Origin of the sequence: Nocardia sp. NBC_01499, assembly GCF_045040275.1 — a bacterium.
Lineage (GTDB): Bacteria > Actinomycetota > Actinomycetes > Mycobacteriales > Mycobacteriaceae > Nocardia.
On the sequence record NZ_CP109426.1, the window covers coordinates 934,220 to 959,278 of the forward strand.

Consider the following 25,059-nt stretch of genomic DNA (forward strand, 5'->3'; position numbering starts at 1 on the left):
TCAGTTGACCTTTCCGGTCTCGACAACGGTGGTTCGCGGAATTCCGACCGCGTTGCCGTCGGGATCGACGAGCAGCAGGTCTATTCCGGCGGGGAACCCGGCGACCAGCCGTTCACGCACCGCCCACAGCTCGAACTCCAGACCCGCCGTGGCGAATTCGCGCTGCGTGCGCACGCCGGGACCGCTGAGTCGCACACTGGCCCCGCCGTGCAGCGCGGCCACCGCGCAGATCACCGTCGCCCCCGATTCGGGGCTGAGTGCGGTGCCGACGGCGACATCGCCGAACTCGGTCGCGGTCAGCGGGCGCAGCGCGGTGACGTACTTCGCGGTGGGCAGCGGGGTCGAGGGCGCGCCGGTGGCCACCCCGACGACGGTGTCCCAGCCCTCGTCGTCGAGCAGATGGACACCGGTCTCGAGATCAGCGAGGGAAAGGACCGGGAGCAGTGCGGGCGGAAAGTCGGTGCGGGGCAACGTCACCGCGATTCCCGGACGGGCGAACGCGTCGAGAACGGCACGAAAGACGGCCTGCGTCTGGTCCGGTCGCAGCGCAGTGCCGAGGGCGGTCACAGCCATTTAGGTCAACTCCTCGAATTGCACGATGGTGGGGGCCAGTTGGGCCCATTCGCCGCTCTCGGCGAGGTGCCGGTCGGCTTCGACTTGGGCGCACAGTCGCAGCACGCGCTCGCGCTGTGGGCGCTCGGCCTGTACCTCGGCGTCGCAGACGGCCGCGGCGAGGGTCGCCCTGCGGTTGTCCCCCATTCGCATGGCCCACCCGCGTGTTCCGCCGAGCAGCACCTCGGCCCGGCAGGCCAGCACGGCGCCGAGGAAGAAGCGGTCGTGCGCGATCGGCTCGCGCACCTGCGCGGCGACCGAGCCGATCTCTGGCGCGGTCAGCACCGCGAATTCGGCACCGTCGGCAAGGCACGCGTCGGCCAATTCGACGAGGTCACGCTCCGGTGCCGCGGCAAGCAGTTCGGCGACGCGTTCGCGACTGTAAACGGGGAAAGTCACTGCTGTACAACCTCTTTCATCTCGTTCGACACGGTCTCGGGCTGGCCGGGCGGGTTGCCGATCTCCATCACGACGCGCACCGCGTCACCGCGCATCCACGATGTGCTGTAGGTCAGTGGTCGGCCGGTGTCCGCGTCGCGGTTCACCGACTCGACCACCCAGACCGGCGCGGCCGTGATCAGCTGCAACCGCTCTTGCACCTCGGGTGTCGGAATGTCGGAGGCGACGCGGCACCAGGACCGCACCGCACGCACATGACCCATTTGACGGAGCACCTCGTCGAGCGACTCCTCGACGCGCATGCCCGCGGCCAGATCGGGAACAGCCTCGTAGGCAACCCATTCCGACCCGCAGGCGGCTACCACGTCGTTGATGAAGCTCAGCCGAAGCATGTGATGGGCGACCGTGCCGCAGGCGACCTCCAGTCGCTGCGCGCACTCCGCGGGGAGCGGGGCCAGCGCCCACTCCAGGACGACGGATCGGGGTTCGGCTCCGGCCTCGAGCACCGTGCGATGCCAGGACGGCCGCCGGTCACCGGAGATGACGTAGTCGATTCGTTCGCTGACGAACGTCCCTGATCCGCGCACCCGCCGCACCCGCAGTCGGCGCTCCAGTTCCTGCACCGCGGCGCGCGCGGCGGCCCGGCTGACGCCGAAGCGCGCCATCAGGGTGTGCTCGCTGTCGAGCCGGGTGCCAGGTCGCAGCCCCGCGATCTCGCCTTCCAACTCGTCCGCGATGGCTCGGTACCGCTGCTCCGTCATGCCAAGACAATGACCGCGCGGGTTGTACGGACAACTGCACCGTAGGTAACCGTGGCGGAAACTCCACTGAACGCGCGGGCAAGTTGTCCTCGGTGCGCGTACAGCGGATCTCGGCACTTTCCGAGCGGGTTGTCGTCAGAATGACCGGGGAACGGAGTACCGCGACGACGCAAGGGGATACATGGACAGCGAGTTCGATTCCGGCACCGCTGAGCTGATGCGCGCCAACGAACGCAACTGGGACGCGCGGACTCCGATTCACGCGGCCTCGCAGTTCTACGGTGTGGACGGCACTACCCCGGCGGAATCGTGGTTCGCGCCGTTCGAATGGGATGACCTGGGTCCCTTGGCAAACCGTGATCTGGTGCATCTGCAATGTCACCTCGGCGTCGAGACGATCGCCTTCGCCCGTCGTGGTGCGCGCACGGTCGGCCTCGACTTCTCCGGCCAGGCCGTCGAGCACGCGCGCCGCATTGCCGCGCGGCACGGCGTCGAGGTGGACTATGTCAAATCCGATGTGTACGACGCGGTGACGGCCCTCGGTGCTCGCCGATTCGACATCGTCTACACCGCGAAAGGTTCGCTGTGCTATCTGCCGGACCTGGATCGGTGGGCTGCGGTGCTTGCCGATCTACTCAAACCCGGTGGGCTGGCCTACATCGTGGAGTTCCACCCGATACTGACCTCATTCGGTCCGAAGCCGGACCCGGACCAGCAGGAGTTGTTGCTGCGTCACGACTACCTGCAAGGCCGTGGCGCCGTCGAACACAACAGCACCCACACCTACACCGACGGCCCCGCGCTCCCCTCTGACGCGACCGCGGTCTACGAATGGGCCCATGGACTAGGCGAGGTTGTCACCGCTCTGATCGGCGCGGGCCTGACCATCACCCGGCTGCGCGAGACCGAACAACTGCCATGGCCCCGATTCGAGCGCATGGTCCGTGACGAGCAGACCGGTTGGTGGCAGCTGCCGCCTACCGACGCCCGCGTTCCCCTGCTCTACGCCCTGGCCGCGACTAAACCGAACGAGTAGGGCTCAGCCCTGCTTCGGTAGTCCAGGCGGATTGATTCGCACCACCTTGACCGCCTCGCTCGACAGCCCCCACCGGTCCAGGACCTTCTGGTAGGTGCCGTGGTCGATCGCGTACTGCAGCGCCTCCTGGATCGGACCGATCAGGCCGTTGTCCTTTTTGGTCAGCACGCCGATCTCGGCCTGGATGACCTCACCCGCGCCGGAGAAGGTGGCGGCGATCTTCGTTTGGCCCACGGTCGCGCAGTGGTAGACGCCCACCGGGTTGGGGCCGAGGAAGCCGTCGAGTCGGTGCGACGCCAGCGCCAGGTAGTAGTCGGTTGTCTGCTGGTAGTAGGCGATATCGATCTTCGGCAGGCCGTCGGCGACGTTCTGGTCGCTCCACTTGACCAGCAGTTGCTCCTGATTGGTTCCCGCGCCGACGCCGATCCGCTTGCTGGACAGCGATTTACGGTCGGTGTAGGTCCAGCCGCTGTCCTTGGGGATCTCCAGCGCGATGTTGTCGAGCCGGTAGGTGGCGAAGTCGTACTTCTCCTTGCGTTCCTCGGTGACGGTGACATTGGAGATGAACGCGTCCACCTCGCCGGAATCGACGCGGACAAAGTTCTGCGACCAATCCGCCGCGCTCAGTTCGGCTTTCAGCCCCAGGATGTCGGCGACCAGGTAGGCGAAGTCGATCTCCGAGCCGATGAGCGCCCGATCGTCACTGGCGTAGAAGCGCAGCGGCGGCCCGGTGTCGGGGGCACCGGTGACGATCAGACTGCCTCGATTCCGGATCGCCTGCGGCACTTTCGCGGCGATCGCGTCGACCTTCTCGGTGCGGACCCTGGTCGACTGTTCGGGCGACAGGTCGAAGCTCTGCCCGTTCACGGTGCGCACCTCGTTGTCGACGTCACCGCCGCCGCAGGCGCCGACCAGTAGGGCCATCGCGGCGAGCGCGGCGGCCAGCGTGCTCGAATGTCGACGGCCGTTGCGAGAGAAGAACATAGACGGATCCTTTGCTGCGAAGCCGGTCACTGGTCTTTAGCGCGGGCTTCGGCGACGCTGTTGAGGAAGCTGCGCGGCGCGTTGCCGTTCACCGCGTGATCGCCGATCAACGCGGCCTTGTAGATGGCGGGATTGTGGGACGAGACGGTGCGGGCGTTGCGCCAGTGCCGATCCAGGCCGAGTTCCGATTTCAGCGCGCTCGCGCTACCGGCATCGAACAGCCGCCAGGTCGCGGCGCCGACCAGGTCGGTGTTCACGACCTGGGTGGCCGCCGATTCGAGCAGTATCCGCTCGGCCGCGCGGGGTGACGGGTCAGCGACGAACGCGTCGAGTGAGCGGGCCAGCAGCAGCACGTTCGCACGCGCCGAGTAGGCCTTGCTGCGCACCTCACCGACGATCTGCAAGACCTGCGGATCCGCCGCGGGCTCGGGTGTCGAGGCAAGCGGATAGGAACGGGTCCGGCCGCGGACCAGGGTGGCGAGATCGTCGGCGGCGGCGCGGGCGATCCCGGCCTGCACTGCCGAATGCACGAACTGATAGAAGGCTTCCATGTAGTCGTTCGCGAGCGGATTACGGTGGCGCAGCAGGTAATCCGGGTCGACGCGAACCGACTCGAACCGTGCGGTACCGCTCGCGGTCAGTCGCTGGCCGAAGCCGTCCCAGTCGTCCTCGATCGTGATGCCCGCGCGGTGGCGGGGGACGATGGCCGAGATGAACTCCTCGTCGTCGACCACCAGCACATTGAGCCAGTCGGCGTGCAGGCTGCCGGTGGTGTAGTACTTGCGGCCCGACAAGACGTAATGGTCGTCGGCACGCTGGAGCGTGGTCGCCAGTGCGGTCAGGTTCGGTGTGCTGAGTTCGGCACCCGCGGGACCGAAGAACTTGCCCTCGGCGGCGGCGCGCAGCAGAGTTTCGCGCACGACACCCGGGGCGGCGAAGCGCAGGATCTCGGTGAGTCCGAGGTGACCGCGGAAGATCTGGCCCAGATTGGAATCGCCTGCGGCAATGTCGATCAGGACATCGGCGAGGGTGAGCACCGTGGCGCCGACACCGCCGTACTCGGCCGGCACGCGCAGTGCGCCGACGCCTGCCGCGAGCAGCTGCGCCAGCTGCTCGGTGGGCGGCTTGTGTTCGGCGTCCCTGGCGGCCGCACCGGCGGCGAGACCGGCGGTCGCCTCGGCGATGACGTCGAGGCGCGCCTGAAGATCGTCGACCGGTGCCATCAATACTCCGTCCGTCGTGACTGAACGCTGCCGAAATCTACAGTGCTGCAACGTTTACCGGTTCGTACCGACAGACGGTCACGAGCCGACGCACCGCGCGTATTTCGACGTTGACCTGCATGGCAGCCCGCGAACACCGCGAGTGACAGCCTTCCGATCACGGTGAATGAAACTTTGTTTCAACCCCCAATCTCTCGGTGACAATACATCCACTCACGATGTTCGAAACCGTATACAGCACAACCCGATTCGCGCACGATGGCGCTACCAGGGGACTTTCCAGAAATCACTCGCCTACCCGAACGGACTCATCCACGTGTCTGCTGTCGTCGAGCACGAGCCCTCGCTGTTCCGATACTCCGATGAGGTGCGGGATGCGCTCGAACAACGAAGACCGGTCGTCGCGCTCGAATCGAACGTGGTGGCCCATGGCTTTCGCTGGCCCGAGAACGTCGCGATCGCCGAGGAGGTCGAAGACGCGGTGCGCGCGGCCGGCGCGGTCCCGGCGACGATTTCCATCGCGGACGGGCGGATCATCGTGGGCGCGACCGCGCACCAGCTCGAAACACTCGCTACCGCAACCGATGTCGCGAAGGTGACCAGTCGCGATATCGCGGTCACCTTGGCGCGGCGCGCACTCGGCGCTACGTCGATCTCGGCCACCATGGCCATCGCGAACCAGGTCGGGATCGCCACCGTGGCATCGGCCGGGCTCGGCGGCGTGCACCGGGGCGCGGAAACGACGATGGATATCTCCTCGGATCTCACCGAACTGGCGAGAACCAAGCTGATCGTGGTCTGCGCGGGCGTGAAGAAGATTCTCGACGCCGGACGCACCTTGGAGTTCCTCGAAACGCAGGGCACCCCGGTGATCGGGTACCAGCATCTCGCGTTTCCGGCGTTCTACTGTCGAGAGAGCGGCTACAACTCGCAACTGCGCATCGATGACCCCCGCGAAATCGCCGAGATCGCCCGCTTCCACTGGAAGTTCTCCGGTGCCAGTTCGGTGCTGGTCACGCACCCGATCGCGGCCGCCGACGCGCTCGACAGCGATACGGTCGAAGCGGCGATACAGCAAGCACTCGCCAAGGCGAGCACCGACAATATCAGCGGGCCCGCCGTGACCACCTTCGTGCTGCGGGCCGTGGACGCGGCGACCGGAGGGGCCGCCGGAGCCGCCAATCGGGCGGTACTGATCAGCACCGCACAGGCCGCCGCGACGATCGAAACCGCGCGCGCCGCAATCGAACACGGAGCCACCCATGCCGCATGAGCAATCCCCTTCGGCGCTGCTGTTCGACCTGGACGGCACGCTGCTCGATACCCCACGCGCGATCGCCGAACAGTTCTCCGCGGCGGTCGAATCCGTCACCGGCGTGAACCCCGGCCAAGAGGCGACCCGTCGGCTCGTCGGCGCACCGCTGGAGCGAATGGCGGGCGCGCTGTCCGGCACCGATCCCGGATCGACTACCGCTCAGGCTATTTCGTCCGAGTACCTGACGCGCTTTCGCGAGATCATCGTGCCCAAGGCGGCCGATCTGTTGTTTCCCGGCGTACGGCCCGGGCTCGATCGGTTGACGAACGCCGGACTGATCCTCGCCATCGTCACGACCAAGAAGCATCACAGCGCGGACTTGATCCTGACGTCGGCCGGGATCCGAGACTACTTCTCCGTCGTCGTCGGCGCCGACGATGTCTCGGACCCGAAACCGCACCGGGACAGCGCCGATGTCGCGCTGGCGGGCCTCGGCCTGACGGACACGGGCCCGCACGGTGCCGTAATCGGTGATACGGCAGGCGATATCGGACTCGGCAAGGCGATCTGCGTCTTCACGATCGGTGTCACCTACGGGGTGTATTCGGCCGAGCAGATCGCCGCGACGGCACCGGACGCGGTCGCGCACACCTTCGACGACGTCACGAACACCGTTCTGACCCGAGTGGAAAGCGATATCAGGCCATGACCGCATGGACTCGCCCGACGATCGAGCCCGCACAAATCGTGCCCTACCTGGGCGTCAACGTCTTCGAGTTGCCCAAGCTGGCGGGGCTCATCACCCTGCACACCGAAGCGCGCGACGCCGACACCGGCCAGGAGCGATTCGTCCGCGCCACCCAGCGCATCATCCGGCTGCTGCTGGAGACCGCCCTCTCGCAGCTGGAGCACCGTCCGCGCGCGGTGACCACCCCCACCGGCCGGGTGTTCGACGGACTCGAACCCGCCGAGCCGACGCTGTACGCGGTCTCCATTCCGCGGGCCGGTGACGCGCTGGAGAGTGGGTTGCGCGAGATAAGGCCCGACGCGCGGCTCGGCAAGATTCTGATCCAACGCGACACCGTCACCAAGCAACCAACGTTGTTGTACCGCAAGCTTCCTCCCGATATCGCGGGCAAGGAGGTACTGCTGCTCGATCCGACCATCGCCACCGGCGGCACCCTGTTGACCGCGGTCAACGAGTTGATCGCGGCCGGTGTCGAGGAGAACCGGATCGTGGTGGTGAATGTGCTCACCTGTCCCGAGGCTCTCGCAACGGTGCTGTCCCGGCGCCCCGACCTGCGGATCGTCACCTCGCACATCGATGACACGCTGACCGATCAGGCGTTCATGTCGCCCGGCATCGGCGATTTCGGTGACCGATTCCACGGCACGACCAGGAGTGCGTGAGGTGGGTGAACGCACGGGTCCGGCCGACAGCCTGGTCGACCTACTCGACGCGCACGCACTGCGTGATCCGAATGCCATTGCGTGCGTTGATGCATCGCATGCAGTCAGTTACGCCGAGCTGTCCGCACGATCCCGGGCCGGTGCGCGCGCATTGCGGGACGCCGGTGTTGCGGCGGGCGACACGGTGGGTGTCTTCCTGAGCCCGTCGGTCGATCTGATCGCCGCGGTATGGGCGATCCTGCGGGCGGGTGCCGCGTATCTTCCACTGGCGGTGGACTATCCGGCCGAACGGATCGCCTACATGGCTGCCGACAGCGAGCTGCGTGTGGTGCTGACCGATCGGGACAGTGACGCTCTCGCACGCCGCATTCTGCCCACCCGGATTCCGACAGTGCGTCTGCCCGGGGAAACCAGCGTCGACGCACCGGAGTCGAGCGCGTATTGTGCCGCGGCGGCGTACACGATCTACACCTCCGGCACCACCGGATCGCCTAAGGGCGTGGTGATTTCGCATCGCGCGATCGTGAATCAGATGACGTGGATCGGTGCCGAACTCGCCCTCGGGCCAGGCTCCCGGATTCTGTTGAAGACCCCCGTCAGCTTCGACGCCGCGCAGTGGGAACTGCTGGCGAACAGCTGCGGCGCGACGATCGTCGTCGCTCCCGCCGGAACGCACACCAGCCCCGAGGATATCCTCGATCACGTTCGCCGCGAGGCGATTACGACGCTGCAATGCGTGCCGACCATGTGGTCCGAGCTGATCGAGCTACCGGACATCGGTGCCGCCACCTCGCTGCGCACCGTGGTCAGCGGCGGCGAGGCGCTGCCGTCCGCGCTGGCCCAACGGCTGCGCGCGGCGCTGCCCGCACCACGCAAGATCAACCTCTACGGGCCGACGGAAACGACGATCAACGCGACCTGGTTCGACTTCACCGGCGCCGACGACTCCGACACCGCGATCGTGCCGATCGGCCGACCCGTCGACGGGTGCGCCACCGTCGTCGTGGACGAGGCGGATCGCCGGGTCGAAGGATCGCAGGTCGGCGAATTGCTGATCAGCGGCGTCCAGTTGGCCGAGGGGTACCGCAATCGACCCGACGCGACCGCGGCGCGTTTCGTCGAGCTCGCCTTCGACACCGCCGAACGCTGGTACCGCACTGGCGATCTCGTCCGCGGTCGAGACGACGGCGTGCTGGAGTTCGTCGGCCGCAACGACGAGCAGGTCAAGGTCAACGGGCACCGGGTCGAGACGAACGAGGTCCGGGTGTCGATCGAGGCGCATCACTGGGTGCGTTCGGCCGCGGTGGTGCCCTGGCTGCCGGAGCGCGGCGCGACCCAGCTCGCGGGCTTCATCGAGCTAGACCCGGACGAGGCTCCGTTGATGGATCAGGGCCGAGCCGGACGGCATCACCGGTCCAAGTCGACCCGCGTTCAGGTCACCGCACAGCTGGCCGACCTCGCCGTGCCGCAGTTCACTACCGAACCCGAAATCCCGCTCGCCGGCGCCGAACCCACCGGCGAGCAACGGCGGCGGGTGTTCGCGCGCAAGACCTATCGAACCTTCACCGAGAAGCCCATCGACCTCGGTGCGATCGAGTCGATGCTCGGCCAGTTGCCCTCGCATGGCCGCGAACTCGGTCCGCGCGGCGCGCTCACCGCGGTGGAACTGGGCAGTCTGCTGCGCTGGCTCGGCCCGTTCCATAGCCCGAATCGGTTGCTGGCCAAGTATTCCTACGCCTCCCCCGGCGCGCTCAACGCCACCCGGATATACCTCGAGACCACCGGAATACCCGGACTGGCCGCAGGGGTGTACTACTTCCATCCCTTGCGCCACTCACTGTTCCGAGTCGGCTCGACGACCCGGCCCGGCCTACACCTGCATCTGGTTGGCCTGCCCGAGGTCATCGAGTCCGTGTACTCGACCAACGTCAGGGAGGTGCTGCACTTCGAGGCCGGACACATCCTCGGCGTACTCGACGAAGTGGCCGCCGAGTACGGCCAGCAAGTACGGACGGCCTGTGTGCGGCTCGTGGATGGCCTGGACAAGGGCGTCGTGACCGCCACCGTCGAGATCACCACTCGCCCACCGCATCCGACCAGTGCCCTGCCGCTCACCGTCCTGGTCCAGGTACACGGCAATGTGGCCGACGCACGGCACGGGCTGTATCGACTCGGCGCGGCCGGTCTCGAATTCGTCACCGAGCAGAAGATCGAACGACGGCACGTGATCGCCATCAACCAGCGTTCCTATGACCAATCGTCGTTCGGCGTCGTGCTCGCCACCGACGCCGACACCGGCTGGCACGGATTCACCGAGCTCGGTCGCGCGCTGGCCCACCTGCAGCAGATCGGCGCCCGCGACGGCGTCGGATTCATGTCCGCCGGATACTCCTCGCTGACCGGGCGAGATCTGCCCTCCGCCCGCCGATTTCGGGATATCTTCGCCGAAGGACCCCTGGAGAACTCGCTCAGCTACTTCGCCCTGGCCGGACGCGTCTCCACCGACCAGGTGCGATCGACGGGAATGGCCGAGGACGCACTGCACATGAAAGGGCCGGAGGAACTGCTCAAAGACGACCTGCGCACCGTGCTCCCGCACTACATGGTGCCGCCGACCATTCACGTGCTCGACCGGATTCCGCAGTCGCAGAACGGGAAACAGGACCGCGGCGCCCTCATCCGGCTCGCGGCCGAACTGAACGCGCGCGATGCCCAACCCAGCGATCCACCCGCGGCCGGGCGGGAGACCGACCTCGCCCGCGTCTGGTCGGGCGTGCTCGGCTACCAGCCGGTGTACCGCGCCGACGATTTCTTTGCCCGCGGCGGCAATTCGATCTCCGCGCTGCGGCTGATCCGAGCGCTCAACGAGCAGTTCGGGACCAGTCTGGGAGTGCAGACGATATTCCGCGCACCGACCTTGGCCCAGCTGGCCGCCGCGACCATCGAGGGCGAATCGGCTTCGCGGCGAACCGGTTCCGACCATACGTCCCGATTCTTGCGCCTCGCCGGAGCCGAGGGTGCGCCCGCCACCGTGCTGTGGCCGGGACTCGGCGGTTATCCGATGAGCCTGCGGCGGTTGGCAACCGAACTCGCCAAGGATGGTCGCGCGGTGTACGGCGTGCAGGCGCGCGGCATCAACGAAGGAGAGCAGCCGCATGACAACCTGGACGCGCTGATCGCCGACGACGTGGCGGAATTCGTTAGCCTCGGGCTGCCCGGGCCATTGCGGATCGTCGGCTATTCGTTCGGCGCCCGGCTGGCCGCCGAGGTGGCACAACGACTTTCGGTCAGCGGACACGATGTCGAGCAATTGGTCCTGATCGCGCCGGGCTCGCCGGTCATCGCGGGAATCAGCGCCGACACCGGCGAAGTCAGCTACGGCAACGCGTATTTCAAGCGGGTGCTCGCCTCGGTGTTCAGCGGCCGAGTCGACCCCGCCTACGCGGCCGACCTCGACGAGCGCGTCACGCGGCGAGCCGAATTCGTCGACCTCATCGTGGCGAACGAGCCGGGCTTCGCGCGGGAGATGGTCGAGCGGATCGTCGCGGTCGTGGAACGGACCTATCGGCTGCGCGCGCAGCCGATAGGCGTCGACCAAGATCTCCTCGATCAGAGTCTGTTCCTACGGGCGCGCGGCGACGGTCCGTCGTTCGCCGATATCCCGGTCGTGCCGCTGCGGCTGCGGATCGGGCGGGTGCGCAACCTGCCGTATCACCACTACGAGATCGTGACCGCCGGAGCACTCGACGTCGCCGCGGTGGTCGCGAGCGAAACCTTGGATCGGGAGTTGGTTTGATATGCCCCATGTAGAGATCTGGCACTTGCCCAATGAGCTGTCCGACGACGCTGCGCGCAGGCTCGAAGCCGATATCGTCGACGCGGTGACCCGGGCCTTCGGGGTTGCCGAAGGCGTGGTGTCCATCGGCACCGAGAGCGTCGACGGCGACCGGTGGCAGGATCGCGTCTATCGCCCCTTGATCACCGAGCGGGCCGCAGGCACGCCACTGCTGCGCGCGCCGAACTACTGATGACCGCACGCGAGACCGATCCGGCGAGTGCCGTTGCGCGCCCGGGGAATACCGCGCGGCTTGCGGCACTGATCGCCGTCGTCGCGGCGGTCGCGGTCAATCTGCGCCCTGGCATTACCACCGTCGGCCCCGAACTCGACGTCGTCACCGCGTCTTTCGGAGCAGGAGCACGAGCGGCCGGGGTCATCACCGCGGCGCCCGTCATCGCCTTCGCGTTGGTGAGTCTGGCGACACCGGTTGTGCTGGCGCGGATTTCGCTGCGCGCGGGCCTCTACTGGGCCCTGGCACTGACCGGGGTGAGTCTTGCGGTGCGGCCGTGGGGTGGGCTGTGGATTTTCGTCGTCGCGACCTGCACCGCGGCGGTCGGCATCGGGCTCATCGGGGTCCTGCTCCCCGCCGTCATCAGGACCATCGGCAACACCGGTCCCCTGATCGCCGCGTTCACCACGGCACTGCAGGCAGGTTCCGCGATCGGGTTCGCGGCCGTTGTTCCACTGTCGCACGCGCTCGGCAGTTGGCGCTGGGCGCTGGCGTTGTGGGCGGTGCTCGCGCCGATCGGCGCGGCCGCGCTGTGGCGATCCCCGGCGGCATCGGTCACCTCGACGGGCACCGGTCTGCCGCGGGGATACGCCAACCCGATCGGGATCCTGCGGCGCACCGAAACCGTCGGCCTCGCGGTCTTTTTCGGACTGCAGGCGTTGGTCGCCTTCGTCGTCATCGGCTGGTTGCCTTCGGTGCTGCATGATGCCGGTGTCAGCGCGGAACTCGCGGGCGGCTATCTCGGCATACTGACCTGTGTCGCGGTGCCGATCAGCTTCGTGGTGCCGCCGATCGTGGCGCGCTCGGCGCATCGCTCGCGCTGGCTGGCCGGGTTCAGCATGTGCAGCGCGGCAGGGATTCTCGGCTTCGTCGTCGCACCAGAGGCCGCACCGTTGGCATGGTCGATCGTGCTCGGCGCCGGGCTCTCGGTGTTCTCCTTGGCGCTGACGGTCATCACCGTGCGCGCGAGTTCGCCGGAGCAGGCGATTCTGCTGTCCAGCGCGGTGCAGGGCGTCGGCTATCTCATCGCCGCCATCGGCCCCTATGCGATCGGCGTCTTCAAGCAATTCAGTGACGGCTGGGGAATCCCGCTCACCGTCCTTCTCGCGACAACGCTGGTGCAGGCCGCGGTCGGGCTCGCCGTCGGCGACGCGAAACAGACAGGCACCGCACAACAGGAGGCAAGGACATAATGCCTGCACAAGCCGTGAAAGCGGTCTCGGATCTGCTCGACGATCGCAGCTACCACATAGAGTTCAACGGGCATCTGACCAATCACGTCAAACACGCGGTCATCGCGCTGGCCGGTATCGGCGCACCGGAGCAGGTGATCCGCGAGTATCACACGTCGTATTGCCGACTGACGCCGTACGGGTTTCCGCTGGAACCGGCACGCGCGCCGACCACACCGATCAACGTCGGCAACTGGCGCGAATATCTCGGCAACAGAGCACATTTCGCCGCCTACTGCGCGTTCTTCGACGACGAGGTCGCCCGCAAGGGGATCTCCGGCGCGGTCGACGAATACGCACCGTATCTGCTGCGCGGGTGGATCGGGGCGTTCACGCACGCCACCATCCATCTGGGTTGGGCGATCTGGGCCGAGCATCCCGCGATGACCGCCGAGAGCCTGGCCTATCTCGCGTTCTCGTTCGTGCCGGTCCTGGCCGAGGACCGGGCCGCGCGACCGGCCGTCGCCACGGCCGAGCCCTGGGAGTCGTTGCTGCACTTGGCTTCCGGTTGGGAGCGGGACCCGGTCTTCCGCGGCAGGGTCGACACCGTGGTCACCGATACCAACTCGTTCACGGACTTGCATCCCGAGCTGAGTCGGTCGGGACTGCAGGCGCGGGTCGCGGGCGTTGCTCGCGCGGACATCCCGGAATTGGCCGACGCGCCCGGCTGGCTGCGCACCTTGTCGGATACCGAGCGCCGCGATCAGGTTCGGCATGCGGTGACGCTGCTCTATCTGGCGGTGCCCGGCGATTTCGTGGTGCTGCATCTCATCACCTCGCTGTTCGCCCTGGAGACCATCCTCGACAAGATCACCGCGAAATCCGCCGCGGATACGGTCTACGACCTCTATTGGGCCGGGTTGCGGATCATCGCGGCGGCGGAGGGGAAGGTACCGACCGCGCAGAAGCTGCGCGACCTCGACGCACTGTACGTCGAGCCCGCGAGCGACCATTCCGGTTACGCCGCAGACGAATTCGATGTCATCGCGCGGCGCGCGTGGCTGGAGGACGAGGAGCACAATCCCAAACTCGTCTTCGTCCTGCGGTCGTGGTGGGAGGAGGACCCGTGGACCGGCTACCGGCATGCGGCGGCGCAATTCACCAGTACACCGGACCTGCCACCGAGTTTCGAGGAGCCACCGAACGAGTAGCGGTCGCGAATGCCAGCACTGCCGATATGAGGACAAGGACAACTCTGTGAACAACGTGATCGCGAACGAGCTTCAGCAGCAACTCGACAAGCGCTATGGCACGTCGGCTCCCCATGCCGGTGACGCGGCGAATCCGACGCTCGAAGTGCTGCTGCGCCACCGGACCGCGCGCCACTACCTGCCCGCGACGGTGAGCGAGACCGAACTCCAGTTGATCATCGCCGCGGCACAATCGGCATCGACCTCCGCCAACTTCCAATTCACCAGCGTTGTCGTCATCGACGACCCCGAACTGCGCGCGCGGCTCGCCGAGCTGGCCGGCGGGCAGCAGCTGATCAACGATGCGTCGGTGTTCCTCGTCTGGGTGGCCGATTGGTCGCGCAATATCGATATGGCGCGGGCGCACGGGCACACCATCGAGGCGACGTCCTACCTCGACAGTGCGTTGTCGAGCATCATCGATGTCACGTTATCGGCGCAGAACGCCGCGATCGCCGCCGAATCCCTCGGTTACGGAATCACTTTCGTCGGCGCACTGCGCAACAACATCGACGATGTCATCGACCTGCTGCACCTGCCCGAATGGACCTTTCCGGTCTACGGGATGGCCATCGGACTGCCCGACCCCGGCGATCCCGCCGACATCAAGCCACGGTACGGGCAGCACGTCGTCGTGCACCGCAATACCTACACCCCGCCGACCGAGGACGCCATCCGCGACTACCTCGATCGGATCAACACCTACTATCGCGAACAGGAACTGCCGGAGGACTGGGTCAAGAATCGACTGGCCTGGCGCATCTCGACGAAGGAGAGCCTGCACGGCAGGCAGGGCATCCGAAAGACGTTCAACAACCAGGGTTTCCGACTGGAGTAACGCGATCGTCTAGGTCTTGCGCCCTACTGCGGCATACCCTGCGGCGGGCGGCTTCACCGCGGGATCCGCGAGGGGCAGCGCGACAACACCGGCCGCGATCGGATCCGGCTCTTTGCCGTCGGGATACCAGCGGCCGATCGGCACGATGCCCGGCTCGATCAGTTGCAAGTCCGCGAAGAAACGGGCGACCCCGTCATAGGTGCGCGCCTCCATCGCGATGCCGCTGTGTTGATAGGCGTTCACGGTGCCCTGGACAGTTTCGGGGTCCAGGTCAGCGGTGAGGTGGGTCATCACCAGGAACGAACCCGGCGCGAGCGGTTCGAGCAGCGCCTCGATGATGCGGTAGATCTGCTCGCCGGGAATGAAGTGGCACAGCGCGATCAGACTCAGCGCGACCGGCTGGGTGAAGTCGATTGTCTCGGCCAGTCGCGGCGCCGCGAGGATCTTCGCCGGTTCGGTGACATCGGCCTCGATGTATTCGGTGCGTCCCTCCGGCGTTCCGACCAGCAGCGCGCGGGCGTGGGCGAGCACGATCGGATCGTTGTCCACATAGACCACCCTGGCATCGCGGGCGGTCTCCTGGGCGACCTGGTGCAGATTGGGCGCGGTGGGGATACCGGTACCGATATCGATGAACTGACGGACGCCCTGCTCGCCGACATACCGGACCGCGCGGTTCATGAAATCGCGGTTCTCCCGCGCGACCATGCGCACATTGGGAATGGCCTGCTCGATCTGCTCGGCAGCCACCCGGTCGGCGTCATAGTTGTCCTTGCCGCCAAGAAAGTAGTCGTAAATGCGGGCACTATGCGCCTGGCCCTGCTTCAGATCAACCATCCCGTTCTCGTCCGCCATGGCACCTTCCTCGCTCGAACAGCCTGAGCCTCCCTAACGAGTTAACCACTCGACGCGATCTCACATGTCCAACCGCGCGGTTTCGATCCGAAGCGCGCTCACGGCACCGCGACTCGATCCGCCGAATCCTGCGACCACACCTCGTGCGGTCGGGTGTAGCGGCCATCGGCGGCGAGCAATGCGCTTACAGCTCAGGTGTTTCGGTGGTCAGTTGAATGTCTGCGGAGGGCCGGTCGGTGCCTGCACGATCGTCAGCTGCGAGCGCTGGCGCACGGTGAATCCGAGCGTCTCGTACAGCCGGATCGCCGTCACGTTATGGGCGACCGCGTGTAGGAACGGCGTCTCGCCGCGAGCTCGGACGCCCGCGCCGACGGCACGAACCAGGCGCGAAGCTATGCCGCGGCCACGGAATTCGGCGTCGGTGCAGACCGGCGCTGATCTCGGTCCAACCTGGCGGATGCAGGCGCTCCCCCGCCATCGCCACCAACCTGCCGTCCACTCGCAGCCCCAAATAGGTGCCCATTTCGATGGTCCGCGGCGCGAACGGGCCCGGTTCGGTGCGTGTGATCAGCTCGAGTATCTCGGGCACATCGGCCGCGGTGAGCACCTCGAATTCCGGGTCGTCGGCGACGCGTAGCGCGCTGCCGTCCATCTGTACCGACTTCAGTTCTTGCAGGACCGTCCAACCGTCCGGCGGCACGTGGCCCCCGCCGCGCAGCCCGGTGCTGCCGCCCGGTCCGAGCAGGGTGGCCAGATCGGCCCAATCTTGTTCGTCCAGCACCGGCGGATGACCGACGAACCGGGCGACCTCGGGGTCGTAGCGACCGATCCGACCCGCCCAACCGGCGAACCGGCGGTGCACGCCACGCAGCGAACCCCGCACCGGATCGTCGAGCGGATGCGACGAGGTATGGACATCGATGGTCGACTCAGTGGTCACCGCACACTCCTCCACAACAACGTTCAACCCGAGAACGTTAGCTAGCCGCACGATCACCGGACACCGTTGCGCTCACCACGATTTCGACATGCGGGCGGTCCGCCGCTGGAGCGGCCCGGCTTCGGCGCGGGATCCGAATGCTTCACTGGTGCGATGACCTCGCACCTTCCCGGCCCGGCGCCGCCGACAACGTCGACACCTACTTCGACGCGCGGCCGGAACTACTCGCGCAGATCATGCACGGCAACGCACACGCTGCTGCCGCGGCTGGCATCGTGAACCGCCCGATCGTCACAAGGGCTGGGCGTCGGGTTCCAGGAGTCGCTTGGGGTGCATGCCGTCGACCTGGCCGATGAACGGTGGATGGATGCTGTAGCCGAGCATGCGGCGGATGTCCTCCGATACGGCGCGCACGGTATCGCGGGTGGTCGACAGGGTGAACGCTTCCTGTGGGCGCAGCCATGGCTCGCAGTATTGGGCGGTGACGGCCAGGCGCGGATGCCGAGTGCGGTTGGCGCCGCCACCATGCCAGAGGGTGCCGAGGAAGAACACGCACGAGCCCGCGTTCATGACGACGGGTTCCCGCTCGGTCGCCTCGGGCCGGCGATGGCCCCAAAGGTGGCTTCCCGCAATGACATCGGTGGCGCCGTTATCGGCGGTGAAGTCGTCGATCGCCCAGATCGTCGCCGCGCCGAGGGCCGCGCGTGGCCGGGGCAGGGGGTAGAAGCCGTCGTCGGTGTGCAGCATCTGTGTTTGCTCGCCGGGCAGAATGTTGATCACCTGCAGCATCGACAACAGGTAGTTCGGCAGCAGGAGCCGATCAACCAAGGCCAGCACCCGCGGATGGTCCGCGATTCGATCGCAGGCGCGGGTCTTGTTCAACACGCTGTAGACCCGTTGGGTGGTATGCCCCTCGAACTGGTTGCGGCCGCGCCGATCCAACAGTGGCGCAACCGCTTCGCGGATTTCGTCGAGTTCCTGCGCGGTGAGCAGATCGGGCAGGATCACATAGCCGTCCCGCTGGACAGTGGCCAGATCCGCCGCGCTGACCGCCGGGTCGATGGTCTCGCCGCTGCTCGCGGTCCGGCGATAGGTTCCGGCCAGATCGCCGCCCAAATCCGCCAACGACGAGACTTCGGTGTTCATGGGGCTCCTCGGTAAACATAACTGAGTTCGGTTATGCTTCTGACTGTGGCACGCGCACCGATCGGACGTCAACAGTTACTCGACGCTGCCCGCGATGAACTGGTGCGCGGTAACGGTGTCATGGAACTCGGCGCGCTCACTCGGCGCGCCGGATTGAGCACCGGTGCGCTGTACCACCATTTCGGCTCCAAAAGTGGTCTGCTGGCAGCGATTTACGACGCGTTCTATGGTGGCCTCGGTCACGCCATCGCCGATGCGCACCTGCCCGCCGAGGCCGACTGGGCGGTCCGCGAGCACGAACGCACTCGCCGCTTCGTCGCCTACCACTTCGCCGACCCGTTGGCCCCGGTCCTGCTCGATCGCACCGCCTTAGACCCGCAGCTCACCGAACTCGAGGCGGTCTACGTCCAGAACATGAGCGATAACGCCGCCGACAACATTCGCCGCGGCCAAGCCCGTGGCCAACTTCCCGCCGATATCGACCCCGACAGTGCGGGCGCCTTCGTTATCGGCGGGCTGCGCCACGGGATCGCCCAGCAACTCCGCATCACCCCACCCCCCGGCCCGGACCTGGCCACTGAACGGTTGTGGCGGCCGACCGCCGCCGCGCTCGGAATCACCTGATACACAACGAGTCCTGGCAATCGTGCGACAGGGCGAGCGACGCCGCTCTCGCTCTACGACGGTTCGTTGTCAGCGACCGAACGAGCCGGTCGGCGGCGGGGTCTGTCGGGCCGGCGTGCGGTAGAAGAACTGGTAGTCCTCGTTGTAGTCACAGGGGTTCAGGAACAGCGGGAACAGATTGACCCCACCGCCACGTGCGCGCTGACACTCGTCCTGCGAGGCGTAGCCCTTGCTCAGCGTGCTGCCGTCCGGGTAGGTGATGAAATTGCCACCGGCGGAGACCGTCGTTCCGTCCGGATACCGGGTGGCGATCAGGTGACCGGACGGGTCGTAGAACTCGATCGACCCGTCAGGTCGTTGCACAGTGGTCTGGCCGTAGTCGCTGCCGGGGATGTAGTCCGGATCGCCAGGAATGTAGGGCACCGCCCCTGCCGCACCAGCCGCGGAAAGGCTCAGGGCAACCATCGCGCCCAGGGCAAGCACACCGCTCGCAAGCTTCTTGTACATGTTCTCTACCTCCGTCTAAGTGGGTTCGTACACCCCCCTATCGGATCTGGTAATCCATCTGTTTCAATTACAGCAAACATCTAGAGAATTGACCAGTGCTGGTCTTGGGCGCGTTCATGGGATCCGCGGTTGGCCTCCGCGCTGGTCGCGCTCCTCCGTACGCGTCCCGGGGCATGCTCGAGGCCGCCCGGGATAAACAGGACCGCTGACGCCCTTGGCAAGGTCGGTGCGGCGATCAAGCAGATCGGCTATGAATTCATAGAACTAACAAACCTACAGGCCGGACTTAAAGCTCGAAATTGAAGGTATGTATTCAACAGTTAAGGCCTTACTTACACATTGCACTTTTGCGCTGCGCCGCCAGTACAGTCGACCGTGCCGATCCGCGAGTGTGCAGCTGGTTTCATGACACTCGACTGATAGCGAATCTTGATATCAGCTGCCATTCGCGGGTCTGCGGGAAATGCACCTGTAGTTCACACGGAGGTCTCCAGCTCATGTCGTCTGCTGCCAGTCGTCGCCATTATCGCGGTAGACATCGCGTCGCGAAGTCACCCACGAATGGCACACCACTGCTATTTGCCACCCTGCTCTCCGGCGCCCTGCTCGCACCCGGCGTGCTCAGCCTGTCGACATCAACCGCCGCGGTGGCCGAGGCCGCGAGTTTCGGCTTCCGAGCGAAGATTCAAGGTTATGACTCCGACGGCAGAGCGATCATTCATTACAACAATAAGATCAATGATCCCGATATCGAGAATGCCGTCAAGCACCTTAATTCGACACCTGGTCTCAACCTGGTGTTGAAACCAGGGTCGGGTGACGGCGCGATCAACATCAGTCACGAACCGATGGGCGGCGGCGTCGTCGGCCTCGGCGGGTGGGATAACGGCCCGTTCGTCAAACTCGACCCCAACAATCGCACCATGGATCGCGACGATAGAACCGAGGTAGCCGGGCACGAGCTGCTGCATTCCATCGGTCTCGATCACGATGACAGTGGGTGCAGCATCATGGCCAGCTCGGTCAACAGGTGCGGCAAGGGCCCGAGCCCACTACACAAGAATGAGATCAACGAACTCAACGGCATGTACAAGAAGGGCAAGCCGAACCCGAACGCTCCGAAGGACCCAACATCGACAAAACCGAATAACCCGTCCAAACCCACCGACAGCACCCCGCAGAAGGGCGACCCGACCGGTACCCGACCGCCGAAAAACCAGCAGGGGCAGCCGAACCAAGACCCCGGGGATGATCAGCAGAGCGGGCAAACGCCCGGCGATGATGGCCAAAGCCAGCCCGATGACGGCTCCGATTGGTCCGGAGACGACAGCGGCGATGACGCTTCCGGCCCCGGCGACATGTCCAGTAGCGATGGTGGCGATATGTCCGGCGGTGACGACGGCGGCGATATGTCCGGCGGCGACGACGGCGGTGACATGTCCGGCGGCGACGACGGCGGGTTCGACTGGCAGGGCGACGGCGGCGGCGATTCTTCCGATCCCGGCGGCATGTTCAGCAACGACGGTGGCGACACGTCCGGCGGCGACGACGGCGGCTTCGACTGGCTCGGCGACAGCGGCGGCGATTCTTCCAACACTCGGGACATATCGAGTAGCGACGGTGGCGACATGTTCGGCGGTGACAACGGCGGCGGCTTCGACTGGCTCGGCGACAGCGGCGGCGGCGACCTGTTCGGTGGCGACAGCGGCGGCGGTGGCCTGTTCGGTGGCGACAGCGGCGGCCTGACCGGCGGTGGCGGCAACAACTTCGACTGGTTCGGCGGTGGCGGCGGCGACCGGTCCGGCGGCGGAGATCTGTTCGGCGGTGGCGGCGGGTTAGGCGAACTCGCCAGTGTCGGTGGCGGCTTCGACGGCGGAGACTTGTTCTAGTACCGCATTCAACCATTCAACCGGCGGTGCGATCCCCACCGGTTCAGAGCGGCAGATGTTGCTGCCCAAGAGATTCGGCGCAGAATTGCGCAGTGGCCTGGACGACACCGAAACCGGTGTCGACCAGGCCACTTTTCTGTCCAGCCGCGGGCACTCGTTCGTCGCGGCTAATAGCAAGGCGCGCACCGATCGTCGATTAGCGATCTAGCACGGAGCAGATAAGTCGCCGGTTATTTCTCAGTAATCATGCATTACTTTTCGGTAATCCCGCATGTCACGGTGTTTGCGGGGCTCGATCAGCACCCATATGCTCTAAAACCTACCGCAAGATTTGATCGATTCTCCGCAATCGGGCGCATGGTCCTCGGAGGCTCGCTCACGTTTACTGACATTGATCGAGTCACCCCCGGTGGGCGCTGTGCACCGGGGTACGAGCCACATCGGGAGCACCGCCGAATTGACCATTCACTCCGCAGACGAGGTTCGGCAGCACACCCGCGCCGGGTGGGTGACCGATGTCCTGGCGAGCTACGAGAACGATCACCGGCCCGCCCATGAATACCTTCGGGACAATGGCGAATGGACCGAGGTCAGCCGACACGACCTCGTACAGCACGTCCGGTCGGCCGCACGGGGATGGCGGGCGGCGGGCCTGCGACCGGGCGACCGGGTCGCGGTCGAGGCGACCGACCCGCATATCTTCGTCCCTGCCTTCCTCGGCGCCCTGTGGTCCGGTGTGGTCCCCGTTCCGTTGCCACCGCCGTCGGGACGCCGCGGCGCGTGGAGCGCTCAGGTGACCGCGATGTCACGGATCGCGCAGCCCCGGGCAATCGCGTTGCGCGGTAGCACCGAACCGCCCGCGGACTGTGGGCGGCTGCTCATCCTGGACGATGTGGTCGCAACGCCGCCGGACGAATCGGCGCCCCACCGCCCCGAGCTGGACGCGACGGCGTACCTGCAGTTCAGCAGTGGCAGTACCGGAACACCCCGTGCCGTCCCTGCGCGGGTGGCGGCGGTACTCGCCAACGGCCTCGCCATCATGCGCGACGGCCTGCGCGGCGACCCGGCCACCGACCGAGGACTGACCTGGCTGCCACTGCAGCACGATATGGGTTTGGTCGGATTCGTGTTGGCACCCTTGCTGGTTGGCGTCCCCGTCTCGTTCATGCCGACCCGTTCGTTCGCACGTGACCCCGGGCTGTGGTTGCGCGCCATGTCCGAACGGCACGCCACGATCAGCTTCGCGCCCAACTTCGCCTTCGCCCTCGGCGCCCGCCGCACCAAGCCCGACGAGGTCGACCTCAGCAATGTGCGTGTCCTCGGCTGCGGTGCCGAGCCCATCAATCACGCTGTGCTGCAACGGTTCCTCAGCACCTTCGCCCCCTCCGGGCTGGCGCCCGAGGTGCTGTCGCCGTGCTACGGGCTTGCCGAGGCCACCCTCGCGGTCACGATCTCTCGCCCGGACCGCCGTTTCCGCGTAGACCACGTGCAAACGACCGCGTTGTCCGCGGGGCAGGCAATCCCGGTCGACGCGGATCGTGCGACGCGCTCCGCCGACGGCCATGCCACTCCGCCGGCGGATCTCGACGGAGTGGACACCCTCGTCGGTTGCGGACCGCCCCTGTCCGGCCACGTCATCGTCATCCGCGATGCCACTGGAAATGCCCTCGGCGAGCGCGCAATCGGTGAGGTCTGGGTCAGCGGCCCCTCCATCGCACAGACCTACGTGGGCGCTCCACCCGAGACAGACACCACCTTCCACCCGGACGGCTGGCTGCGCACCGGAGACCTCGGCTACCTGGCCGAGGGAGAACTGTTCATCACCGGCCGCGTCAAAGATCTGCTGATCCTCAACGGCCGCAACATCGACCCGCAACGCGTGGAGTGGCTCGCCGAGTCCGTTCCCGGCGTGCGCGCGGGCGGCGTCGTCGCCTGCACCCGACCCGGTCCGCAGTCCGAGGAATTGGTGGTTGTCGCAGAATGCCGCACCCCGGCTACCCCCGACCTGGCCCGAGCCCTGCGGGAAGCGGTTGCCGCACTGGACATTCCGATCCGCGACGTGGTCCTCGTCGAGCCGGGTACCGTGCCGAGAACGACCTCGGGCAAGCCTCGGCGACAGGAAACCCGCCGCCGCTACCTGGAGGGTTCCCTGCATGTCAAGCAAGGCTGAGATAGCCGTCAGCTACGACCTCGATCCGGAATTCTTCCGACTGTGGCTCGACAGCCGGATGAACTACACCTGCGGCGTTTTCGACGACACCGACGATCTCGACACCGCCCAGCTCGCCAAGCTCGACATCCTGCACGACTTCGCCCACATCACACCCGAGACCCGGGTCCTCGATATCGGCTGCGGCTGGGGCAACAACCTCGCCTACCTCACCCAGGAACGCGGCGTCGCCCACGCGCACGGCCTCACCCTGTCCGAGGCCCAATACGACGACATCCTGCGCCGCGACCTGCCCGGAGTCACCGTTTCCTGTATCGACTACCGAGACTTCGTACCGGACGACACCTTTGACGCCGTCCAGTCCATCTGCATGATCGAACACGTCTGCACCCCCGAGGAGGCCCGCGCGGGCCGAGCCGTCGCGCGCTACCGCGACTACTTCCGCAAGGCGTGGACGTGGACCAGTCCCGGCGCCCACTTCGCGCTGCAGACCGGCCTGCGCGACCGTCTCCCCCGCCGCCCCGACGAGGCGCGGGAGTTGCGCTGGCTCAGCGAGACCATCTTCCCCGGCGGTATGACACCGCGCGCCGAGGACCTCATCATGGCCGCAGGCCCGTACTGGGAGGTCATGCAACTACGCACCAGGCGCAAGGACTACGAGCTGACCACCACCCACTGGCGAACTCGGCTGCGCGCCAACGAATCCGAGATCCGCGACCGCTGGGGCGGCGAGCTCTTCGCGACCTATGACCGCTATCTGAGCTGCTGCATCAACTCCTTCGCCCGTCGGCACATGACGCTGTCCCAGTGGTGCCTGCGCCGGGTCGACGATCCCGAGTGAAAGGGCAATTCCAGTGACACAGGACGACCTATTGGCCCTGCTCGCACGCGGTCTGCGCCGGATCACGCCTGCCGCGCACCCGACGCTCACCGCGAGATCCGATCTCCATTCGGCAGGCCTCGACTCCCTGCAACTGCTGGAGCTCGTCACCTGGACCGAGCAGGAACTGGACATCCGGCTGCCCGACGAAAAGCTCTACACCGTCACCGATGTCGGCGAGCTGTGCGACATCATTTCGGCCGAACTCGCGAACCGCTCATGAACAAAGAGCTGCGTGAATCCTTCCATCGCGCCTACATGACATTCTTCGAGCAGGCCGAACGCACCCGCAGGTGGAATCCGTTCACCGACATCGACTGGGACGCAATCGCTCTCGACAGGACCGATGCGCAACTCGCCACCAATGCCGAGACCTTCTGCGGCGTGGAGATGTTCCTGCCCGACTACCTCAACACCCACCTGGAACTGTTCGGCCGCAACTATGCCCAGGCATGGTTCGCCGCCAATTGGGGGTATGAGGAATCCAAACACTCTCTCGTGCTGCGGGAATACCTGCATCGCAGCGGCCAGCGCACCGAAGAACAACTGCACGACTATGCCGACACCATTCTGTCCAAACACTGGCAGCGCCCCTACGCGACGCCCCGGGAGATGCTGATCTACGGCATGATCCAGGAACTCACCACCTTCGTGGTCTACCGCTCCCAGCGCACCCTAGCCTTGGATACCGGACACTCGGTCCTCGCCGATATCTACCGTCTCATCGGCCGAGATGAGATGGCGCACACCAAGTTCTATCAGCACATGGTCGCCATGCACCTCGACGACGATCGCGAAGGAACGCTGATCGATCTGGCTCATGTGCTGAGGACGTTCCGGATGCCCGCGGAACAACTCCTTCCGGACGCCGAGGCTCGTTCTGTCCTCATGCGCTCGACCGGCATCAATGGGCAGGTCTATCTCCGTGACATCGTCGCGCCCACCCTCGCGGCCCTGCGGCTGACCCGGCACGACCTGCTCAGAACGAGGAAGTCCGCCATACCCGGCCAGGACGCGGCAACGCACGACCAGGAGAGCTGA

The 25,059-nt window shown here is 66.2% G+C and carries 24 protein-coding genes and 1 pseudogene; 15 read left to right on the forward strand and 10 right to left on the reverse strand.

Going from position 1 to position 25,059, the window contains the following annotated elements; translation table 11 throughout:
* Genes phnH through OG203_RS04165 form a run of 3 tightly spaced genes read right to left on the reverse strand, consistent with a single transcriptional unit; the run spans position 1 to position 1,772 of the window.
* Entirely contained in the window at positions 1-573 is a 573-nt protein-coding gene (phnH, locus tag OG203_RS04155) for a phosphonate C-P lyase system protein PhnH (RefSeq protein WP_405164321.1), read from the reverse strand.
* Positions 574-1,011, reverse strand: a complete 438-nt coding sequence (locus OG203_RS04160) for a phosphonate C-P lyase system protein PhnG (protein WP_405164322.1) — start codon at positions 1,009-1,011, stop codon at positions 574-576.
* On the reverse strand, positions 1,008-1,772 hold the full coding sequence (locus OG203_RS04165) for a GntR family transcriptional regulator (RefSeq protein WP_405164323.1): 765 nt from the start codon (positions 1,770-1,772) through the stop codon (positions 1,008-1,010). The genes OG203_RS04160 and OG203_RS04165 overlap by 4 nt, the downstream gene beginning before the upstream one ends.
* Positions 1,773-1,953: 181 nt before the next feature.
* On the opposite strand from OG203_RS04165, the gene OG203_RS04170 reads away from it, so the two are divergent.
* Positions 1,954-2,808, forward strand: coding sequence for a class I SAM-dependent methyltransferase (locus OG203_RS04170; RefSeq protein WP_405164324.1), 855 nt, complete (start codon positions 1,954-1,956; stop codon positions 2,806-2,808).
* A 3-nt stretch (positions 2,809-2,811) separates the two neighbouring features.
* Here OG203_RS04170 and OG203_RS04175 read toward each other — a convergent pair whose 3' ends face one another.
* On the reverse strand, positions 2,812-3,792 hold the full coding sequence (locus tag OG203_RS04175) for an ABC transporter substrate-binding protein (RefSeq protein WP_405164325.1): 981 nt from the start codon (positions 3,790-3,792) through the stop codon (positions 2,812-2,814).
* A gap of 26 nt (positions 3,793-3,818) precedes the next feature.
* Positions 3,819-5,015, reverse strand: a complete 1,197-nt coding sequence (locus OG203_RS04180; protein WP_405164326.1) for an acyl-CoA dehydrogenase family protein — start codon at positions 5,013-5,015, stop codon at positions 3,819-3,821.
* A gap of 316 nt (positions 5,016-5,331) precedes the next feature.
* Here OG203_RS04180 and OG203_RS04185 point away from each other — a divergent pair, with 316 nt between their 5' ends.
* The 8 genes from OG203_RS04185 to OG203_RS04220 are packed head-to-tail and all read left to right on the forward strand — an operon-like array spanning position 5,332 to position 15,007.
* On the forward strand, positions 5,332-6,288 hold the full coding sequence (locus OG203_RS04185; RefSeq protein WP_405164327.1) for a pseudouridine-5'-phosphate glycosidase: 957 nt from the start codon (positions 5,332-5,334) through the stop codon (positions 6,286-6,288).
* Complete coding sequence (locus tag OG203_RS04190; protein WP_405164328.1) at positions 6,278-6,979, forward strand: HAD family hydrolase; 702 nt, start codon at positions 6,278-6,280, stop codon at positions 6,977-6,979. The genes OG203_RS04185 and OG203_RS04190 overlap by 11 nt, the downstream gene beginning before the upstream one ends.
* A complete protein-coding gene (upp, locus tag OG203_RS04195) occupies positions 6,976-7,680 on the forward strand; it encodes a uracil phosphoribosyltransferase (RefSeq protein ID WP_405164329.1) in 705 nt (234 codons plus the stop codon). Before OG203_RS04190 ends, upp begins: the two co-directional genes overlap by 4 nt.
* A gap of 1 nt (position 7,681) precedes the next feature.
* Complete coding sequence (locus OG203_RS04200; protein WP_405164330.1) at positions 7,682-11,476, forward strand: amino acid adenylation domain-containing protein; 3,795 nt, start codon at positions 7,682-7,684, stop codon at positions 11,474-11,476.
* Position 11,477: 1 nt separating this feature from the next.
* Positions 11,478-11,708: a hypothetical protein gene (locus tag OG203_RS04205; RefSeq protein WP_405164331.1), complete on the forward strand. Its 231-nt coding sequence runs from the start codon at positions 11,478-11,480 to the stop codon at positions 11,706-11,708.
* Positions 11,708-12,940 (forward strand): MFS transporter, encoded by a 1,233-nt coding sequence (locus tag OG203_RS04210; RefSeq protein ID WP_405164332.1) that lies wholly within the window; start codon positions 11,708-11,710, stop codon positions 12,938-12,940. The genes OG203_RS04205 and OG203_RS04210 overlap by 1 nt, the downstream gene beginning before the upstream one ends.
* Positions 12,940-14,130 carry a questin oxidase family protein gene (locus OG203_RS04215; RefSeq protein ID WP_405164333.1) on the forward strand — a complete coding sequence of 397 codons (1,191 nt, stop codon included), beginning with the start codon at positions 12,940-12,942 and terminating at the stop codon, positions 14,128-14,130. The genes OG203_RS04210 and OG203_RS04215 overlap by 1 nt, the downstream gene beginning before the upstream one ends.
* 46 nt (positions 14,131-14,176) lie before the next feature.
* A complete protein-coding gene (locus tag OG203_RS04220) occupies positions 14,177-15,007 on the forward strand; it encodes a nitroreductase family protein (RefSeq protein ID WP_405164334.1) in 831 nt (276 codons plus the stop codon).
* Positions 15,008-15,016: 9 nt separating this feature from the next.
* Here the strand turns inward: OG203_RS04220 and OG203_RS04225 are convergent, their stop codons facing one another.
* The 3 genes and pseudogenes from OG203_RS04225 to OG203_RS04235 all read right to left on the reverse strand — a co-directional run bounded on the left by OG203_RS04225 (position 15,017) and on the right by OG203_RS04235 (position 17,948).
* On the reverse strand, positions 15,017-15,862 hold the full coding sequence (locus OG203_RS04225; RefSeq protein ID WP_405164335.1) for an SAM-dependent methyltransferase: 846 nt from the start codon (positions 15,860-15,862) through the stop codon (positions 15,017-15,019).
* Positions 15,863-16,069: 207 nt separating this feature from the next.
* A pseudogene (locus OG203_RS04230) lies at positions 16,070-16,802 on the reverse strand (GNAT family N-acetyltransferase).
* 291 nt (positions 16,803-17,093) lie between these two features.
* Entirely contained in the window at positions 17,094-17,948 is an 855-nt protein-coding gene (locus OG203_RS04235; RefSeq protein ID WP_405164336.1) for a phytanoyl-CoA dioxygenase family protein, read from the reverse strand.
* Positions 17,949-17,993: 45 nt separating this feature from the next.
* Here OG203_RS04235 and OG203_RS04240 point away from each other — a divergent pair, with 45 nt between their 5' ends.
* Complete coding sequence (locus OG203_RS04240) at positions 17,994-18,572, forward strand: TetR/AcrR family transcriptional regulator (protein WP_405164337.1); 579 nt, start codon at positions 17,994-17,996, stop codon at positions 18,570-18,572.
* Between the two features lie 69 nt (positions 18,573-18,641).
* Here OG203_RS04240 and OG203_RS04245 read toward each other — a convergent pair whose 3' ends face one another.
* Positions 18,642-19,079 carry a hypothetical protein gene (locus OG203_RS04245; RefSeq protein WP_405164338.1) on the reverse strand — a complete coding sequence of 146 codons (438 nt, stop codon included), beginning with the start codon at positions 19,077-19,079 and terminating at the stop codon, positions 18,642-18,644.
* Positions 19,080-19,714: 635 nt separating this feature from the next.
* Positions 19,715-20,068, reverse strand: a complete 354-nt coding sequence (locus OG203_RS04250; protein ID WP_405164339.1) for a hypothetical protein — start codon at positions 20,066-20,068, stop codon at positions 19,715-19,717.
* A 21-nt stretch (positions 20,069-20,089) separates the two neighbouring features.
* On the opposite strand from OG203_RS04250, the gene OG203_RS04255 reads away from it, so the two are divergent.
* From OG203_RS04255 to OG203_RS04275, 5 genes are all read left to right on the forward strand, one after another.
* On the forward strand, positions 20,090-20,968 hold the full coding sequence (locus tag OG203_RS04255) for a hypothetical protein (RefSeq protein WP_405164340.1): 879 nt from the start codon (positions 20,090-20,092) through the stop codon (positions 20,966-20,968).
* A 457-nt stretch (positions 20,969-21,425) separates the two neighbouring features.
* Positions 21,426-23,138 (forward strand): AMP-binding protein, encoded by a 1,713-nt coding sequence (locus OG203_RS04260; RefSeq protein ID WP_405164341.1) that lies wholly within the window; start codon positions 21,426-21,428, stop codon positions 23,136-23,138.
* Positions 23,122-23,979 carry a class I SAM-dependent methyltransferase gene (locus OG203_RS04265; RefSeq protein WP_405164342.1) on the forward strand — a complete coding sequence of 286 codons (858 nt, stop codon included), beginning with the start codon at positions 23,122-23,124 and terminating at the stop codon, positions 23,977-23,979. Before OG203_RS04260 ends, OG203_RS04265 begins: the two co-directional genes overlap by 17 nt.
* Positions 23,980-23,992: 13 nt before the next feature.
* Entirely contained in the window at positions 23,993-24,241 is a 249-nt protein-coding gene (locus OG203_RS04270) for an acyl carrier protein (RefSeq protein WP_405164343.1), read from the forward strand.
* Positions 24,238-25,059 (forward strand): acyl-ACP desaturase, encoded by an 822-nt coding sequence (locus OG203_RS04275; protein WP_405164344.1) that lies wholly within the window; start codon positions 24,238-24,240, stop codon positions 25,057-25,059. Before OG203_RS04270 ends, OG203_RS04275 begins: the two co-directional genes overlap by 4 nt.

Coding starts and splice junctions, on each gene's coding strand:
- upp (WP_405164329.1), top strand. CDS start 6,976: ATGACCGCATGGACTCGCCCGACGATCGAGCCCGCACAAATCGTGCCC.
- OG203_RS04210 (WP_405164332.1), top strand. CDS start 11,708: ATGACCGCACGCGAGACCGATCCGGCGAGTGCCGTTGCGCGCCCGGGG.
- OG203_RS04170 (WP_405164324.1), top strand. CDS start 1,954: ATGGACAGCGAGTTCGATTCCGGCACCGCTGAGCTGATGCGCGCCAAC.
- OG203_RS04215 (WP_405164333.1), top strand. CDS start 12,940: ATGCCTGCACAAGCCGTGAAAGCGGTCTCGGATCTGCTCGACGATCGC.
- OG203_RS04255 (WP_405164340.1), top strand. CDS start 20,090: ATGGCCAGCTCGGTCAACAGGTGCGGCAAGGGCCCGAGCCCACTACAC.
- phnH (WP_405164321.1), bottom strand. CDS start 573: ATGGCTGTGACCGCCCTCGGCACTGCGCTGCGACCGGACCAGACGCAG.
- OG203_RS04205 (WP_405164331.1), top strand. CDS start 11,478: ATGCCCCATGTAGAGATCTGGCACTTGCCCAATGAGCTGTCCGACGAC.
- OG203_RS04235 (WP_405164336.1), bottom strand. CDS start 17,948: ATGAACACCGAAGTCTCGTCGTTGGCGGATTTGGGCGGCGATCTGGCC.
- OG203_RS04175 (WP_405164325.1), bottom strand. CDS start 3,792: ATGTTCTTCTCTCGCAACGGCCGTCGACATTCGAGCACGCTGGCCGCC.
- OG203_RS04275 (WP_405164344.1), top strand. CDS start 24,238: ATGAACAAAGAGCTGCGTGAATCCTTCCATCGCGCCTACATGACATTC.
- OG203_RS04190 (WP_405164328.1), top strand. CDS start 6,278: ATGCCGCATGAGCAATCCCCTTCGGCGCTGCTGTTCGACCTGGACGGC.
- OG203_RS04225 (WP_405164335.1), bottom strand. CDS start 15,862: ATGGCGGACGAGAACGGGATGGTTGATCTGAAGCAGGGCCAGGCGCAT.
- OG203_RS04265 (WP_405164342.1), top strand. CDS start 23,122: ATGTCAAGCAAGGCTGAGATAGCCGTCAGCTACGACCTCGATCCGGAA.
- OG203_RS04165 (WP_405164323.1), bottom strand. CDS start 1,772: ATGACGGAGCAGCGGTACCGAGCCATCGCGGACGAGTTGGAAGGCGAG.
- OG203_RS04180 (WP_405164326.1), bottom strand. CDS start 5,015: ATGGCACCGGTCGACGATCTTCAGGCGCGCCTCGACGTCATCGCCGAG.
- OG203_RS04245 (WP_405164338.1), bottom strand. CDS start 19,079: ATGTACAAGAAGCTTGCGAGCGGTGTGCTTGCCCTGGGCGCGATGGTT.